The sequence below is a fragment of the Ruegeria sp. K3 genome (genome assembly GCF_056531845.1).
Window position 1 is genome coordinate 195,323 of sequence record NZ_JBQFMM010000006.1, and the last position, 15,785, is coordinate 211,107.

Genomic DNA, 15,785 nt, shown 5'->3' on the forward strand with positions numbered 1-15,785 from the left:
GTTGCGGTTCTCCGGGGTTGTCCACTTTCGCTCATGGGTGGAACTCGGTTGGAAAGGCCTCGGGCATCTGGCCGCCGAAATTTGCGGTCAGATCGCGCGAGAGGGATTGAAGGGATTTCAGAATCACGGGCAGGCGTTCACGGGTAGCTCTGATTTCTGGGACCGCGATCGAAATGGTCCCAAGGGCGACTTGGTCGATGCCAAAGATTGGGGTCGCAAATCCGAAAACGCCCTCTTCATAGCTGCCATTGCTGTTGGCCCAGCCAGCCCGCTGGATCAGAGCAACTTTTTCCTTGATCAGATCCGGGTCTGTCAGGGTGGATTCGGTGAAACGTACCTGCGCTTCCTGATCCAGACGATCCAGCAGGAAAGGTGGGCCAAAGCTGAGCATACATAGACCCGCCGCAGTCGCGTTGACCGGGATGATCTCGCTTGGATCAAGGCTGACGCGAACGCTGTGCTTGGTCGTCTCAACCACGATGGCGGTTTGCAGGCTGCCCTGTTCCAGCAGCGTTAGGTGCAGGCTTTCGCCAACCTCTTGCATGGCCAAGTGCATTTTCTGGCGCGCGCCTTCAAGACCGGGTTTGGCAATCTCGCGCAGTGCCGCAAGCCGCAGCGCAGCCGGTCCGATGGTATAGGTCTTTGACTGCGGGTTTTGTTCGATCAACCCGAATTCTTCAAGCGCTCGTAGGTGACGCAGGGCTGTCGCCTTGTTCAATCCTGACAGGCGCGCGGCCTGACTCAGGCCGATTTCGGCCATCGTGTTTGAGAATAAGTCCAGCATTTTTAGGGCATTAAGTGCGGCACCCATGTGTTTTGCCTCCTTCCGCTGAGGTTATCCTTGACAGAATGAACTTAACAAAGCAAGATTATTATTGTTAACACGGTTCAAATAATGAACCAATCACTGGGAGGTGTAAATGAAAAAGTTTATTGCTGCAGCCGTGATGGCCGCCTCTGCAACGGCCGCTTTGGCAGAATACCCCGAAAAGCCGGTATCCTTTGTGGTTCCTTGGCCTCCGGGTGATCTTGAAGACGTCCTGACTAGAATGATCGCAGATGAATTTCAGGCGATGTACGGGGTACCGGCAGCTGTTGTGAACAAGCCCGGCGGCGGTGGTGGTCCTTTCCCCGGCGCAGTCGAAGTCGCCACAGCACCGGCGGATGGCTATACGATCGGGTCGTTTGTGATTGGTGTTCCGGTCATCGGGCCCGAGATTGGTATTCCTGAATTGAACCCGAACCCGTTTGAACCGATCGGCATCTTCCTGACCTACCCGTTCGTAATCGCGTCGAGCAAAGACGCCCCGTTCCAAAGCTGGGATGAGTTGGTGGAACACGGCAAGTCAAACGACGTGGCACTCGGCCACTTTGGCTCGGTTCTGCCACCCACGCAGGTTACTTTTGCCGCCGCTGTCAGCAGCGGTTTCGACTTTGCCAGCGAAGCCGCGTTCGATGCGCTGGACTGCAACACCTTGGCGTCCGGTGACGTTGATGTCATCAACACCACGCTCCAGCTTATTCTGCCCTGTCTGGATGAAGTGAACGTGCTGGCCAGCATCGGCGGCGACCGGATCGCTCTGGTACCGGATACGCCGACAGTGGTTGAGCTTAACCCAGACCTGCCATTGGCACTGTGGAACGGATTGTTTGTTCACAAAGACACGCCGCCCGAGGCTCGCGAAAAAATCACCGCCGCAGCCCAAAAAGCACTGCAATCGGACAAGGCTAAAAAGCTTGCCGAAGAAACCGGTGCGCTGATCTATTGGCAGGATCCCGATGCTTCGAATGCCCAGATCGAGCAAGATAAAGCGTCATTCGCCAAAATAGAAGAGATTCTAGGCGAGTAACACCCCGGATCGAGGCGCGGGCAGTGATTTCCGCGCCTTCTTCATAGGGCTGGGAGGATGAAATGATCGCAAGAACGCTTCAGGACATGTTCAAACGGTATCGCCGTCCGGGTGATATTGTCTTTGCCGTATTGTTCCTGGCTTTCTCGGTGTTTCTGCTGTCTCAGCTTGGGGAGCAGACGCAGGTCGTCAAGCGGACCAAATGGTTTGCTCAACCCGGTCTGTGGCCCACCGTTGCCGTGTGGTGCATGGTCTTGTTCAGCTTTTTACATTGGCTCAGCTCTGCCTTATCCGATCGGATCGATGGTCGTTGGGCCGAGGTCGGGTTTTGGGTCCGGTCTCTGGAATATGTGGCTTATTTCCTGATTTATGTCCTACTGGTGCCACAGCTTGGCTATCTGCTGTCCACCATGTTGTTCGCGGTGTTTCTGACGCTGCGCTCAGGGTTTCGAGGCTCGGGCGCGATCGGCATCGCAGCCCTGTTCGGCTTCGTCGTCACCATCGTGTTCCGAGCGTTTCTGCAAGTCAAAATCCCGGCAGGGGCTGTCTATGAATACCTTCCCGACTCGATCCGCGCCTTTGCGCTGACATATTTGTAGGGAGGCACGTATGGATACCCTTCTGTCCGGTGTTTCAATCCTGCTGCAATGGCAGGTCATCGTGGCCTTGTTCATCGGCTCGATCGGTGGTGTCATCATCGGCGCGCTGCCCGGTGTGGGCGCTGCCGTTGCCATCGCCATCCTGTTGCCCGCAACCTTTGCCTTTGAGCCCATCGTCGGTCTGACCTTGTTGTTGGGGATTTACGGATCATCCATGTATGGCGGCGCGATCCCGGCCATCCTGATCAACACGCCCGGCACGGCGGTCAATGCGCTGACGACCTATGATGGCTATCCAATGACCAAGCGCGGCCAAGGCCACAGGGCGTTATCGCTGGCTTATTCAGCTTCATTCTTCGGGGGGGTCTTTGCCATCATCTGCCTGATGGTCCTCTCGCCCGTGTTGGCCATGATCGCCCCGCATTTTGGCAGCCGCGAGATTTTTTTGGCCGCGTTGCTAGGTATTGTTCTGGTCGTTTTAGCCCATCGAGGACAGATCTTTGCAGCAGGTATGCTTGCTGCATTTGGCGTCTTTTTGAACACGGTCGGACTGGAGCCCGTCAAATATACGCGCCGCTATACATTCGATCAAAGTTGGCTTGCGTCAGGCGTTGACCTGATCGTGGTTGTGCTGGGCCTGTTTGCGCTCAGCCAGGCTTTTCTTTTGCTGTTGGAAAAGAACCACGCTCCAGAGGACACCCATGTCAGCGGGAATATCTTTGCAGGTTTGAAGGAACTGTTGGGCCTGAAACGGATCGCTACCGTTTCTTCAAGCATCGGGGTATTCATGGGCATGGTGCCGGGAACGGGTGAGTTCACTTCGCAGTTTCTGTCCTACACCTATGCTCAGAAAAGCTCGAAAAATCCCGACAAATTCGGCGATGGCTCGCCCGAAGGGTTGGTGGCATCCGAAGCCGCGAACAACGCCGTGCCGGGGGCAGCGATGATCCCCCTACTCGCCCTCGGTATACCCGGCGAAGCGCTTACGGCGATGATGCTGTCGGTCTTCTATGTTCACAACGTGATCCCCGGCCCGCAACTGTTTGAGAACCAGATGGATTTCGTCATGGCGCTATATATGGCGCTGATCCTGCTGAATGTGATCGTTCTGGTCTTTCTGCTGTTTTCGACAAACCTGCTGTTAAAGATCATTCAAATCCCCACACGCTTCCTCGGCGTGATGATCCTGATCCTTGCTTTTGTCGGAGTATACAGCCTGCGCAATTCGATCACCGATTGCGCGATCGCTGCGGGGTTTGGCGTCTTTGGTCTGATCCTCAAACGGCTTGATCTGCCGATCGTCCCGATCATCCTGGGCATGGTATTGGGTGGAATCATGGAAACCAAGCTTCGCAGCGCAATGGCTCGGGTCAAGACGCCGCTGGACTTCATCGACCGGCCCATCGCAGCCATTCTGTTCGGCCTGATTGTGCTGATCCTGATCCTGCATTTCCGCACGCTGTACTACGAGTTCAAAAACAAGCTGCGCCCCGAACCCCATGTCCCAGCCGTGGATTCCGACCACCCGAACCAACAAGGATAGCTTTCATGGATCAGTCTTCCATCGATGCCTTGCGCGTGCAGGAGATTGCCACACGCGGACACTTTATCAATGGCGATTTCCGTGCCGGTGAAACTGGCGCCCTGCATGAGGTGCTGTCGCCCATCGACGGCCAGCCTCTCGCTCAAATCGCCGAGGGCAGCCCGGCGGATGTGAATGCAGCGGTGCGCGCCGCGCGGACCGCGTTTGAGGATGGTCGGTGGTCGCGCATGGCCCCTGCAGGACGCAAGAAGGTTCTGCTGAAACTGGCGGATCTGATCGAATCCCGCGCGCTCGAGATCGCGGTGCTGGGCGTACGTGACAATGGCACAGAGATTAACATGGCGTACAAGGCCGAAGCGCTCTCGGCTGCCGCCACCTTCCGGTATTATGCCGAAGCCATCGACAAGGTTTACGGTCAGGTTGCCCCGACCAGCCATGACGTTCTGGGCCTCGTGCATAATGCGCCTGTCGGTGTTGTCGGGGCGATTGTGCCCTGGAACTTCCCGCTGATGATCGGCAGCTGGAAAATCGCCCCTGCCCTTGCAGCGGGCAACTCCATCGTCTTGAAACCGGCAGAAAGCGCATCGCTCAGCCTGTTGAAAATCGCTGAACTGGCTGCCGAAGCCGGAGTTCCGGATGGCGTCTTCAACGTGGTGACCGGGCGTGGTTCGGTCGCGGGCGAAGCTTTGGCCTTGTCGATGGATGTGGACATCATGGTCTTCACGGGATCCGGCGCGACAGGTCGGCGACTGCTGGAATACTCGGCGCGGTCCAATCTGAAACGCTGCTATCTGGAATTGGGCGGCAAGTCTCCGAATATTGTTTTCGCTGACGCGCCCGATTTGGCGGAAGCTGCAAAGGTCTCGGCCGCCGGGATTTTCCGCAACTCCGGACAGGTCTGTATCGCGGGCTCGCGCCTGCTGGTGCAGCAGGACATCTACGAGGATTTTGTCGCCGAGATCACGCGCTACGCCGCAGCCTTTCGCGTTGGTGATCCGTTGAACCTGAACAGCCAGATTGGTGCCGTGCACAGCCTGCCCGAGTTAGAGGCCAATTTGGAGTTCGTTACCAAGGCCGAAGCTGAAGGTGCCGAACGTCGTACGGGCGGAAACCGCATTCTGCCCGAAACCGGGGGCTACTATATGTCCCCTACAGTAATGGCAGGTGTCAAAGAAACGGATCATCTGTTTCAGAACGAAGTCTTCGGCCCAGTCTTGGCCGTGACCCCGTTCAATGACGAAGCCGAGGCGATCCGGCTTGCCAATGCCACAGTCTATGGGCTCGCAGGCGCAGTCTGGACTTCAAACCTCAGTCGCGCGCATCGCATGGTGGCCGAAGTGCGGACCGGGGTCATGCATGTGAACACCTATGGCGGCTCGGACCTGACCGTTCCGCTTGGGGGCGTGGGTCAATCCGGGAACGGGCATGACAAATCTTTGCACGCGCTTGAGAAGTACTTTGCATTGAAAACCGCCTGGATAAAGCTCTGACTGCGGGGCGTCTGAACGACATGTCTTCACCGCTTTGTCTGGGGCCCATAGGTCGCATGAATAGGAGGAACCAATGACCACAAAGACAATCCTGCTGATTGGGACCTACGACACGAAAGAACCCGAGATGCGGTTCATCGAACAGGCGATCAAGGCGCAGGGCGCGGATGTGTTGACGATGGATGTCTCGGTATTGGGCGACCCTTTGGAGCCAACCGACATCTCCAAGCACGACGTCGCCCAAGCGGTTGGAATGACCATCGAAGATGTCTTCGCACAAGGGGACGAGAACAAAGCCTTTCGCGTGATGTCAGACGGTGCCTCAAAGGCCGTTACCCAAGCCTATGCGGATGGGCGATTTGACGGGATGCTGGCGACCGGGGGCACTATGGGCACCGATCTGGCCCTGGACTGTGCACAGGCCTTGCCCATGGGGGTGCCTAAATACATCGTGTCGACCGTCAGTTTTTCTCCGCTGATCCCGCCGCACCGACTGGCTCCGGACATTCAGATGATCCTGTGGGCCGGGGGGCTCTACGGTATGAATTCGATCTGCCAATCTTCGCTTGCGCAAGCGGCCGGCGCTGTTGTTGGTGCCACAAAAGCTGCCACAATACCGGATCGCAGCAAACCGCTGATCGGGATGACCAGCCTTGGGTCCTCGTGTCTGCGCTATATGAAAACGCTCAAACCAGCGCTGGAAGAGCGCGGGTTCGAGGTTGCCGTTTTTCATTCCACCGGAATGGGCGGCATGGCATTCGAAAAACTGGCGGGAGAAGGGGCGTTTGCCTGCGTCATGGACTTCTGCATGCAGGAATTCGGGAACCTGATGGCGGGTTCCGTGGTCTCCAGCGGTGAGGATCGCGTGACAAATGCCGGGCGTGTCGGCACGCCACAACTGGTCGCACCGGGTGCGTTGGATCTTTTGGATTTTGCCGGATGGCAGGACATCCCTGACCAGTATGCCGACCGTCCATTTCATGAACACAACCGCCTGATAAAAAGCTCGGTCTTCAATGGCGATGAACGCCGTGCCTGGGTGCGGGAGCTTACCAACCGATTGGAGGCCTCAACTGGCCCGGTTCACTTTTTTCTGCCCGTTCACGGGGTCGAAGCCTGGGACAAGGAGGGTGAAGAGGCGCATAATCCCGAAGCCCTGGCCGAGATGATGGATGAGGCCCGTAAAGTCATGCCCGGGCGCGTTCCGATGACCGAAATAGACGCACATATCAACGATGCCGCGTTTTGCGATCATGTATTGGCCCAGTTCGACGAATGGGTCGCAAAAGGCGTGGTCGCAACATAAATTCAGGATTTACGCCCGTCTTTATGATATATACGCAGGTCAAACACAGCCTCGGTGGCGGTGAGTTCGGGCGCATTCTTCCACGTGCGGCCGACTTGCAGCTAGATGCATAGCCATCACCGCTTGGATACTTGTTAAAGACTATTTTTCGGCGGAATCGTGTCACCGGTTCAAGGTGGCCAAAGACCTGTGCAGTAAGTGAAGAATTGAACTCGACAAATGCCCAGGATTAGCGACCCGTTCCGCCGGTGACGTTGCCAATATTGAGCGGCAACCAAACCGTTGGACCCGCATTTAGACGATCGGTCCAACCCATGCAAGGAGCGAGGAAATGCTAACCACGATTGCGATTTGGTATCTGAACCCAGAAACCCGGTCCGAAGGTATTGCTGCACTCCGGCGGCTTGCTAGGGACGTCAAGAAAAACGAACCTGATACCTGGGGTTACCTTGTGCACTCAGGTGGCGCGGACTCGGTCCCGCCATGCGATGACGATAAGATTGTGTTCGTGGAAATCTACAAAAACGAAAAGGCATTTAAAAAACACCTGAGCAAAGGATCGGATTTTTCGAAGTTCCTGAAAAAAAGTGGTCACCTTTTTCTTTCTGCCCCAGGGAGCGAGAGCCCATTCTTTCAGGTCATGAACGTTGATCGCATTCAGGGATTCGTACGCCCCGAAGCTGGGTCGAGCAACGGCTAAAGGTACGTCGGGCGATCCCGGCCGCCCCAAGGAAACCCTGTAATTTTGTTGATCCACGGGGCTTTGCGCCGGGTAAAGTTGCAGCCTGGTTCATCCATCAGGAATTGTTGGGCGACGCATTGTTGATATTATGTTATAAGAAGCCGTGATTTCGTTCTATCGTTTCTAATTTTGACCTGATCTATCTAAACTTACGAAGGCGACCATTTTGGTAAGTCCTGACGTTAATTGCCCAAATTGTGGTTCGGCCAATCCTGCCGGATCGAAATATTGCCAAAGCTGTGGAAACGCCCTGTCCCTTACGTGTACAGCGTGCGGAGCCCCAGCTTTGCAAAAGGCAAAGTTCTGCACGGCCTGCGGTGCGTCTGTGGTCGGATCAGCGCCGGTCAAAAACTCAGAGCAAGACAATTCACCGCCACTAACGCCCGCACCTGAAAATGTTGCGGAACGGCGGCAACTGACCGTCATGTTCTGCGATCTGGTTGGTTCTACCGCGTTGTCCGAAAAATTTGATCCCGAAGACTATCGTGAGCTTATCACCCAATATCGCGATCTGGTCGGTAGCACGGTTGCGAAATTTGGCGGTGAGATCGCAAACTATGCAGGTGATGGTGTTGTGGCTGTCTTTGGTTACCCCGTCGCGCAAGAGGCGAGTCACTATTCGGCCGCGCTGTGCGCGCTTGAAATTACCCAGATGGCAGAGGGTATTGAAGTTGGATTTTCCAGCCAGCCGGTTGCGACCAACGTTCGCATCGGAATGCATACCGGACCCGTTGTTGTTGGCACCGCCAACAGCTCGTCATTGGACGAAAAGATGTGGCTGTTCGGAGACACACCGAACGTGGCGGCCCGTATTCAGTCCGTTGCCGAGGTCGGGCAAGTCGTGATCTCCGAGGTGACGCGACGCCTGATTGGTGAACGGCTCGACTTTGTGTCTTTGGGCGCGCCGCAATTGGCAGGGATTAGCGCTCCGCTAGAACTGTTTGAGGCCCGGCAGAAGGTTTTGGGGTTCGAAACGGGGCGAAAAGACTTTTCACACGACAAAACACCAACCATCGGTCGGACGGCGGAAATTGCCTTGGTCCGATCTCGGTGGGAGGGTGCGCTGGAAGGTGAAGGGCAAGTGCTGTTGCTGACCGGCGATGCGGGTGTCGGAAAATCTAAGATCGCCTTTGGGCTAAGCGATGACCTGGCCGAAGAAGATGCGTCGCAGTTCATTCTGTTCGGCTCACCGCTTCATCAAAGCAGCGCATTTTACCCGATAAAAAACGCGCTTACGGCGTTGACCGGAATGACACCTGATGAGACTCCAGAACAGAACCGGGCTAAGATCATCGGGTTTTTGTCTGAACTCGGTCTCGATGATCCTGACTGTGTTATGCCCATTCTGCGCCTAGTGGCGCTGGAAGACACTTCAATCCCGGCTGAACCAATGGCGCCTGAACGGGAAAAGGGTGCGTTGATCGAAGCGTTGCTGCGCCTTTGCGCAGGCTTAGAACAATCTTCACCGCTGATGTTGTTGCTAGACGACGTACATTGGTTCGATGCTTCCACGCTTGAGTTTGTCGACGGATGGGTTGAGCAACTGTCAAGTAGACGCTGCCTGGTCTTGATGACGGCCCGCAGTGAATTCCAGTCACCCTGGCGAAACCAGTCACATGTCACCACATTGGAGCTGAACCGTCTGGTCCGGCGCGATATCTTCAAACTGGTTGAAAGCATTTCGGGAATCCGCCCTTCGGATGAGGTTCTGAGCCAGTTGGCAGACCGAACCGATGGCGTGCCGCTGTTTGTCGAAGAACTGACCAAAATGGCGATGGAATCCGGTCTGCTGGTAAGCCGGGGGCAAAGTAAGGCCGAGTTGTCCATGGCAATTCCGGAGTCTCTGCAGGATTCCTTGATGGCCCGGCTGGACCGTTTATCCGCCAGCCGCGAGATCGTGCAGGTCGCTGCTGCAATCGGGCGCAACTTTGAAAGAAACCTGCTTAGCCACGTTTTGAAATGGAGCGACCAGGAAATCACCAGAGCGCTGGAGCAGCTACTTGAAACAGAGTTGATTGTTCCCGCCGGGCTGAGAGGCGTGGAAGACACATATCGGTTCCGTCACGCCTTGGTACAGGATGCGGCGTATCAATCCATGCTGCGTTCGACGGCGTCCAGATGGCACGGTCAAATCGCGGCGGTTCTTGAAGAGAACTACAAGGAAATTGTTAAACACGAGCCAGAGATTCTGGGCCATCACTATTGGCGCGCCGGTGATTATTTGGCGGCCGAGCTCAACCTTATGCGGGCCGCGCGCCAGGCATTGGATCATTCTGCAAATGTTGAGGCCATCACCCATCTGCAACACGCCCTGGAATGTCTGCAGGAACTGCCTGCTTCGCAAGACCGCGACCGGCGCGAGATTGATCTGCAAATCACCATCGCGGTTCCGTTGGCGTTTGTACGAGGATACGCACACAATTCGGTCCTTTCCGCCTATGCCCGGGCACAAACCTTGTGTCGTGAATACGGCGAAACAGAGCGGTTGTTTAAAGTCGTCTATGGCCAGTTCCGATCGACAATGCTGGGGGGCGAATATGCTGTATCGAAACAGAATGCGGATCGCCTGGTGTCGCTTTGTCAGGATCTGAAAAGCCCTCTTGCTATTGTATCCGCCGAGAGATCACTTGGCTCGCTGCAGACATATCTTGGCCAGCCGCAGGACGCACTAACGCATTTGCAGGCAGGGATTGATGTCAATCTGTCGCTTGAGCACCGGTTCATGGGGCTGGATTTTGACGTCGTTGATCTATCCGTCGCGCTTCAGGGATATCGTGCGCTGTCTTGCTGGTTGTCAGGCGACACGAAAAGCGCTTTGGCCGCGATCGAAAAGGCCGTGCTTCACGCTGAAGAAACAGCGCATCCCTTCAGTCAATCCTTTGCAAATGCATTTCTGGGTTGGATCTCGCAGTTCCGCGGCGATGAAGACCTTGTACTGGAAAGCTCGGCCAATCTGATTGCGCTGTCAGAGGAGTACTCGTTTCAGTTCTGGCGTGGATGGGCGCGGATCATGAACGGATGGGCACGCCGGAACGAGTTGGGCGACGGCGCGCTGAAGGAAATCGAACTTGGTCTTCAGGAATGGCGGGATACCGGCTGCCGGCTGGGGTTGAGTTTCTTTCTGTATCTTTATGCAGACGCGGCCATCCTGCACGGACATCTCGAACTCGCAGAAGAGCTTTTGGACGAAGCCGAGCAGATCACGTTGGGTGGGGGGGAACAATTCTGGATTGTCGGTTTGACCCGGCTAAGAGGACGTCTGTCGCTTGCCCAAGGTCATGAAGAAGCGTGTATCGATCATTTCGAGCAGGCTGTCAGTTTGGCGCTGGACCGCGGGCATTTTGGTCCACTGCTGCGTACGATCAAAGAGCTGGCAAAGCTTGATCCAACCCCCGATTGCCTGAACCGGATCAAAAAAGCGGTTGAAGAAGTCGCCGGGTTCGATGGTCCGGATTTGGCCGAGACACGCGCTATTCTGAATAAACTTGGAACTGCAAAAACGGAGAGCTCATCACAGGACATTTGAAAAATACGAGATAGTCAAAGCCAGTCGGGAGGACATAGCCATTATGACTAAGAAGAAATCAAAAGGTGACCGCTGCCATCAGACGAATGTCACCGGTGTCATGCCAAAACTGCCCAAGCAGTTTGATACATTTCCCTTCTATTATGCCTCTCTGCAATGCCAATGGATGTATTGGTATACCTCAGTCGAAGCCGCCAAACCCTTCGTCAAGGGTACAGAATTGTGCGTGGCGGAGTTCCCCGATGAAAATGGAAAGAACAAAGCTGTCATTCTATTGAATTTTCAACGCTACACCGCCCACTATGACAATTCCTTGGGCTTTGTGAACGAGGTTGAATTTAACCTTCTGGCTTACCCTTCGAACCGGGTGCCCGGCGTTCCGAAGATGTCCCTGACCGAGTATCTGCACGGCCGCGATCAGACCAAAACCATCGGGCATCTGCGAATACACGTAGCTGCAGACAATGCGGTTGCAGTCAAGGCTGGGCGTCAGGCCTTTGGCGAGCCCAAGTTTCTGGGGCAGTTCAATTACAAAGTGCCGTCGCTGAACGCCAAAATGAAAGGAAATCCGCCAATCTCTCCGAAATCCTGGTGGATTCAATTGGTCAACCCCGACGACCCGCAAACCATCGTCTACGATTTGACCGCCGATTTGGGAAAGCTCAGCGGCAATCAGTGGACGACAACAAATTGCACTCCGATCCCGGAATTCGCGACCGGTCTTGGCCGCACTGTTTGGACCCGCTGGACAATCTCGGGCCTCTTCGAAACTGCAATGCTGGACAACAAGGACGGCAAGCGCATCGCCAAGACATTCAAACTGAAACTCGGCAACAACGATTTCCCAATGACACGGGACATGCATCGGTTGTTCACCGACTTCACCCCTGTCGCCGTACAGGTTTTTGAAAGCCCCCCCGCCTGCTTCGAGCCGCGCGGGTTCTACGTGGATGCCATTGATGGAGACCGCCATGTCACAGCATGACAACAGTCCCGCCCATCAAGCCTTCCTGTCGGTCAGCGCGGCATTGACGGGTTACAATAGTGCCGAGTTGCAAGGGACCGGGTGCACCGGGGAATACTGGCATCAATTCCGACAGGTTCTACCAGAAGAGATTTTGAGCCGGTTTCTGTCTCACGCTCAATCCCTCGGGCAAGGGGACGATGATCAGATTATCCGCCAAACTTATCTGTCGGACAGGTGCCTTGGCCCGATTGCGCGTTCGCTGATTCAGCTTTGGTACACGGGTCAGTGGGTTCCGCTTTCGCAAGAATGGCGCGAAAGCTACGGCGCTTCTCGCTTTGATGTGGTCAAGATCATCTCGACACGCTCGTACAAGGAAGGGTTGGTCTGGGACGCCATCGGTGCCCATCCCATGGGGGCAAAGCAGCAGGGTTTTGGTGCTTGGGCGCTTGAACCTCCTCGGAAACGGGAGGCGGGCCAATGAACGCGATTACAGACGACGACAGAACCTATGATGTGGTCATTGTAGGGGCAGGATTTTCCGGTGCCATTCTGGCGAAAGAGCTTGTGTCAGCAGGGCACACTGTTCTGATCCTCGAGGCCGGTGCGGATCATGGCAAAACGTGGGAGACCTACCGATCCTATCTGGATCAGTACTACCTCTCGTTGGCGAAAACACCGAACTCACCCTATCCGGATCTGCCGACTTTGCCGTCACCCTCGGTGCTGGACATCACGGCGGTTCGCGGCACCGAACCGGACACAAACGGGTATTTTGTTCAGCGCGGGCCGCTGCCGTTTGGCAGCAACTATCTGCGTGCCTATGGCGGGACCTCCTTGCACTGGCTGGGCACCAGTCTTCGGATGATGCCCGCAGATTTCGAAATGCAGAGCAGGTTCGGCAAGGGGGTCGACTGGCCATTTGGCTACAAGGATATTCGATCCGACTATGAGAGGGCCGAATGGGAAATCGGCGTCTCAGCAGACGCCGAGGAACAGACACCCAGAGCATTGGGAATAAAGACCTCGGGCAAGCATGATAACCGGGGGTACTTTGCTAAAGGATATGACTTCCCCATGCACTCGATACCCTCGTCTTATATCGATGGGTTCTTTGCTCGGGCAGACGGCATGCCCATTGAAATTGGCGAAGACCCTAAAGACACGGTCAAACTGAAAGTCTCACGCACGCCGCAAGGCCGCAACTCAACCCCGCGTAAGCCAAAGAATGCCAATGGTATACCCGTGGGCCGCAAGATGCGGCATCAGTTTCGCCCGCGAGGATCGACCGGTCCATTTGCCTATATGGGCCAGCGGTGCGAGGGCAACTCAAGCTGCATTCCGATCTGCCCAATTCAGGCAAAATACAATGCGATGAAGACGCTGGAAGATGCCAAGCACATTCGCAAACATCACATGAAAACAATCACGCAAGCCGTGGCGTCCAAGGTCGAGCTTGCCGAAAGCGGTCGGGTTTCGGGTATCGTCTACAAGAAATACCCGTTCTCCGGTGTTGCGCAATACGAACTGCGCCGTGCCAAGGGCAAACAATACGTCCTTGCTGGTGGAGCGGTGGAAAACGTAACTCTTGCGCTGGCTTCCGAGATTTGTCGGACCAGCGGCGAACTGGGCCGCAACCTGATGGATCATCCCTACATGATGACGTGGGGTTCCGCGCCCGAGCCAGTTGGTCCGTTTCGTGGGCCGGGATCGACGTCAAGCTACGCCAATTTCCGGGACGGGACCTTTCGTGACAGAACTGCCGCCCATAGGCTCGAGATCGGAAACTGGGGCTGGAACTTTGCCACCGGGGCCCCAAACACGGATGTGGCGCGCTTTGTTGAACAGGAGAACCTCTTTGGCAAAGCGCTTCGTGACAAATTATATCACGATGTTCAAAGACAGGTTCGCATCGGCACGATGGTCGAACAACTGCCCCGCTCGACCAACCGAGTCACGATTGATCCCGCCTATCGCACACCGATGGGTGAATATCGCCCTGTGATCAGCTATGATCTGGATGACTATTCGCGGGCCGGTTTGGCGACGGCGTACGACACCTGTACGCAGATTTTTCAGCGCCTGGGTATTCGAAACCACACGGCCTACAACCCATCTGACGCCGGATATTTCACCTATGACGGCCGGGGATACACGTTCTTTGGCGCAGGTCATCTTGTCGGAACCCATCGGATCGGAACGCACCCGCGCAATTCGGTGACTAATGACGTAATGCGAACCTGGGATCACGACAATTTGTGGATGGTAGGCGCCGGATCGATGCCAACAATCGCAACATCGAACCCGACACTCACGATGTCGGCAATGGCTTACCGAGCCTCCAGAGCAATATCGGATGCTGTTCGGAAAGGGGGGGCAAAATGACTTCGAAAGACAAACTGGAGAAAGAGCGCGCGACACTGTGTAAACTGTTTCAGGACGCGCTTATTCTTGAACTCACTACCATTCCTCCCTATGCGACTGCGTGTTATTCGATCCTCGAACAAGGCCAGTATGACCGGTCTGAGCCAACAATCGTAAACGCCGAACCCATCGAAGTGATCCGGCAGGTTATGGTCGAAGAAATGCTCCACATGGTTCTTGCGGCGAATGTCATGAATTCGATTGGCGGAACTCCGGAGCTGAACAATCCTAAGCTGCTGCCCAAATACCCCCAGCCACTGCTAAACGGGCGCGGTCCAACTGTTTATCTGCGCAGGTTTACGCCAGACCAAATCAAGAGCTTTCGTGCGGTTGAAACGGCACCAAAAGATGAAAGAGCTGCGAAAAGCGGTGATTATCATACGATCGGAGGTTTTTACATCTACATCCGGGAAAGGTTGCGCAAAGCCTGTGATACTTATGGGGATGCCGCGATTTTTACTGGTAATGAGGCACGACAAATCACCGACGCCGACTATTTCGGTGCTGGAGGTGAGGTGATCGAGGTGATTGGTACCCCGTCGCAGCGCCGTAAGGCCGCGCTGAAGGCGATAAAGAAAATCATGGATGAAGGGGAAGGCGCAGACCTTGGTCACAGAGCTGGCGACAATGACATTATCCCTGGCCCTGATCACCGCGAGGATGTTGCGCACTATTTCAAATTCAACGAAATCCTGCACAGCCGGTATTATAAACCAGATGACAGCATAGACGGCCCGCCCACCGGTGGCGACCTCATCGTCGATTGGAGCGCGGTATCCCCGATGCGGGATGATCCGTCCGAAAAGGACTTCAAAAACGCGCCAGAGATCGCAGAAATATCTGCTGAATTTAACGCGGCCTGGTCCGGCCTGCTTGATGGTCTGCACATCGCGTTCAACACGGACAAGACTGCGCTAAGATCATTGGTCCCAGCAATGTATGACATCAAGTCTCTGGCGCAAAAATTGATGCGTATTCCTTTGCCTGATGGATCAGGGGAAACTGCCGGACCAACCTGGACGTATCTTGCAAAGACAAAGAGTTGATCGCTCGTTTCGTTGCAAGTCGATGCCATACGCGCCGCAGCTATTTGGTCAAATTCGGAAAGCAATAATTTGCTGTATTAGCAGCAGCATAGCGCAGTCCTGAATTGGCCAAAATGATCTGAGATAACACTCGTATAGCGCTATTTATCCTGTGTTGTTTCTTGACTCACCCAGGATGCGTAAGGATTTGAATCCACGACAGTCACTTTGGGCAATCGATAAGAACCCAACGGGCGCTCATTACATGTCAGTTGGTGGTAAAACTGCGAAACTAACGCATCGCCGTCATCTCCCG

General features: G+C 55.2%; 12 protein-coding genes. 11 read left to right on the forward strand and 1 reads right to left on the reverse strand.

Annotated features, from left to right (window positions below):
- Nucleotides 1-31 precede the first annotated feature (31 nt).
- Complete coding sequence (locus ACR0MP_RS12965; protein ID WP_170394010.1) at nt 32-811, reverse strand: IclR family transcriptional regulator; 780 nt, start codon at nt 809-811, stop codon at nt 32-34.
- A 109-nt stretch (nt 812-920) separates the two neighbouring features.
- Here ACR0MP_RS12965 and ACR0MP_RS12970 point away from each other — a divergent pair, with 109 nt between their 5' ends.
- The 11 genes from ACR0MP_RS12970 (at nt 921) to ACR0MP_RS13020 (ending at nt 15,490) form a co-directional block, all read left to right on the forward strand.
- On the forward strand, nt 921-1,850 hold the full coding sequence (locus tag ACR0MP_RS12970) for a tripartite tricarboxylate transporter substrate binding protein (protein ID WP_170394012.1): 930 nt from the start codon (nt 921-923) through the stop codon (nt 1,848-1,850).
- A gap of 62 nt (nt 1,851-1,912) precedes the next feature.
- Nucleotides 1,913-2,449 (forward strand): tripartite tricarboxylate transporter TctB family protein, encoded by a 537-nt coding sequence (locus ACR0MP_RS12975; protein WP_480886621.1) that lies wholly within the window; start codon nt 1,913-1,915, stop codon nt 2,447-2,449.
- A 10-nt stretch (nt 2,450-2,459) separates the two neighbouring features.
- Nucleotides 2,460-3,992: a tripartite tricarboxylate transporter permease gene (locus ACR0MP_RS12980; protein WP_170407148.1), complete on the forward strand. Its 1,533-nt coding sequence runs from the start codon at nt 2,460-2,462 to the stop codon at nt 3,990-3,992.
- 5 nt (nt 3,993-3,997) lie between these two features.
- Nucleotides 3,998-5,482 carry an aldehyde dehydrogenase gene (locus tag ACR0MP_RS12985; protein WP_170736129.1) on the forward strand — a complete coding sequence of 495 codons (1,485 nt, stop codon included), beginning with the start codon at nt 3,998-4,000 and terminating at the stop codon, nt 5,480-5,482.
- Nucleotides 5,483-5,555: 73 nt separating this feature from the next.
- Nucleotides 5,556-6,788, forward strand: coding sequence for a Tm-1-like ATP-binding domain-containing protein (locus ACR0MP_RS12990; RefSeq protein WP_480886623.1), 1,233 nt, complete (start codon nt 5,556-5,558; stop codon nt 6,786-6,788).
- Between the two features lie 331 nt (nt 6,789-7,119).
- Nucleotides 7,120-7,488, forward strand: coding sequence for an antibiotic biosynthesis monooxygenase (locus tag ACR0MP_RS12995; RefSeq protein WP_170407142.1), 369 nt, complete (start codon nt 7,120-7,122; stop codon nt 7,486-7,488).
- A gap of 208 nt (nt 7,489-7,696) precedes the next feature.
- Nucleotides 7,697-11,056: an adenylate/guanylate cyclase domain-containing protein gene (locus ACR0MP_RS13000; RefSeq protein WP_170407140.1), complete on the forward strand. Its 3,360-nt coding sequence runs from the start codon at nt 7,697-7,699 to the stop codon at nt 11,054-11,056.
- A gap of 43 nt (nt 11,057-11,099) precedes the next feature.
- The gene (locus tag ACR0MP_RS13005; RefSeq protein ID WP_480886625.1) at nt 11,100-12,041 is read left to right on the forward strand and encodes a hypothetical protein; all 942 of its coding nucleotides are present in this window, start codon (nt 11,100-11,102) and stop codon (nt 12,039-12,041) included.
- Complete coding sequence (locus ACR0MP_RS13010; protein ID WP_170407136.1) at nt 12,028-12,504, forward strand: hypothetical protein; 477 nt, start codon at nt 12,028-12,030, stop codon at nt 12,502-12,504. Before ACR0MP_RS13005 ends, ACR0MP_RS13010 begins: the two co-directional genes overlap by 14 nt.
- On the forward strand, nt 12,501-14,405 hold the full coding sequence (locus ACR0MP_RS13015) for a GMC family oxidoreductase (RefSeq protein ID WP_170736144.1): 1,905 nt from the start codon (nt 12,501-12,503) through the stop codon (nt 14,403-14,405). Before ACR0MP_RS13010 ends, ACR0MP_RS13015 begins: the two co-directional genes overlap by 4 nt.
- A complete protein-coding gene (locus tag ACR0MP_RS13020; protein ID WP_170407132.1) occupies nt 14,402-15,490 on the forward strand; it encodes a ferritin-like domain-containing protein in 1,089 nt (362 codons plus the stop codon). The genes ACR0MP_RS13015 and ACR0MP_RS13020 overlap by 4 nt, the downstream gene beginning before the upstream one ends.
- Nucleotides 15,491-15,785: the final 295 nt, after the last annotated feature.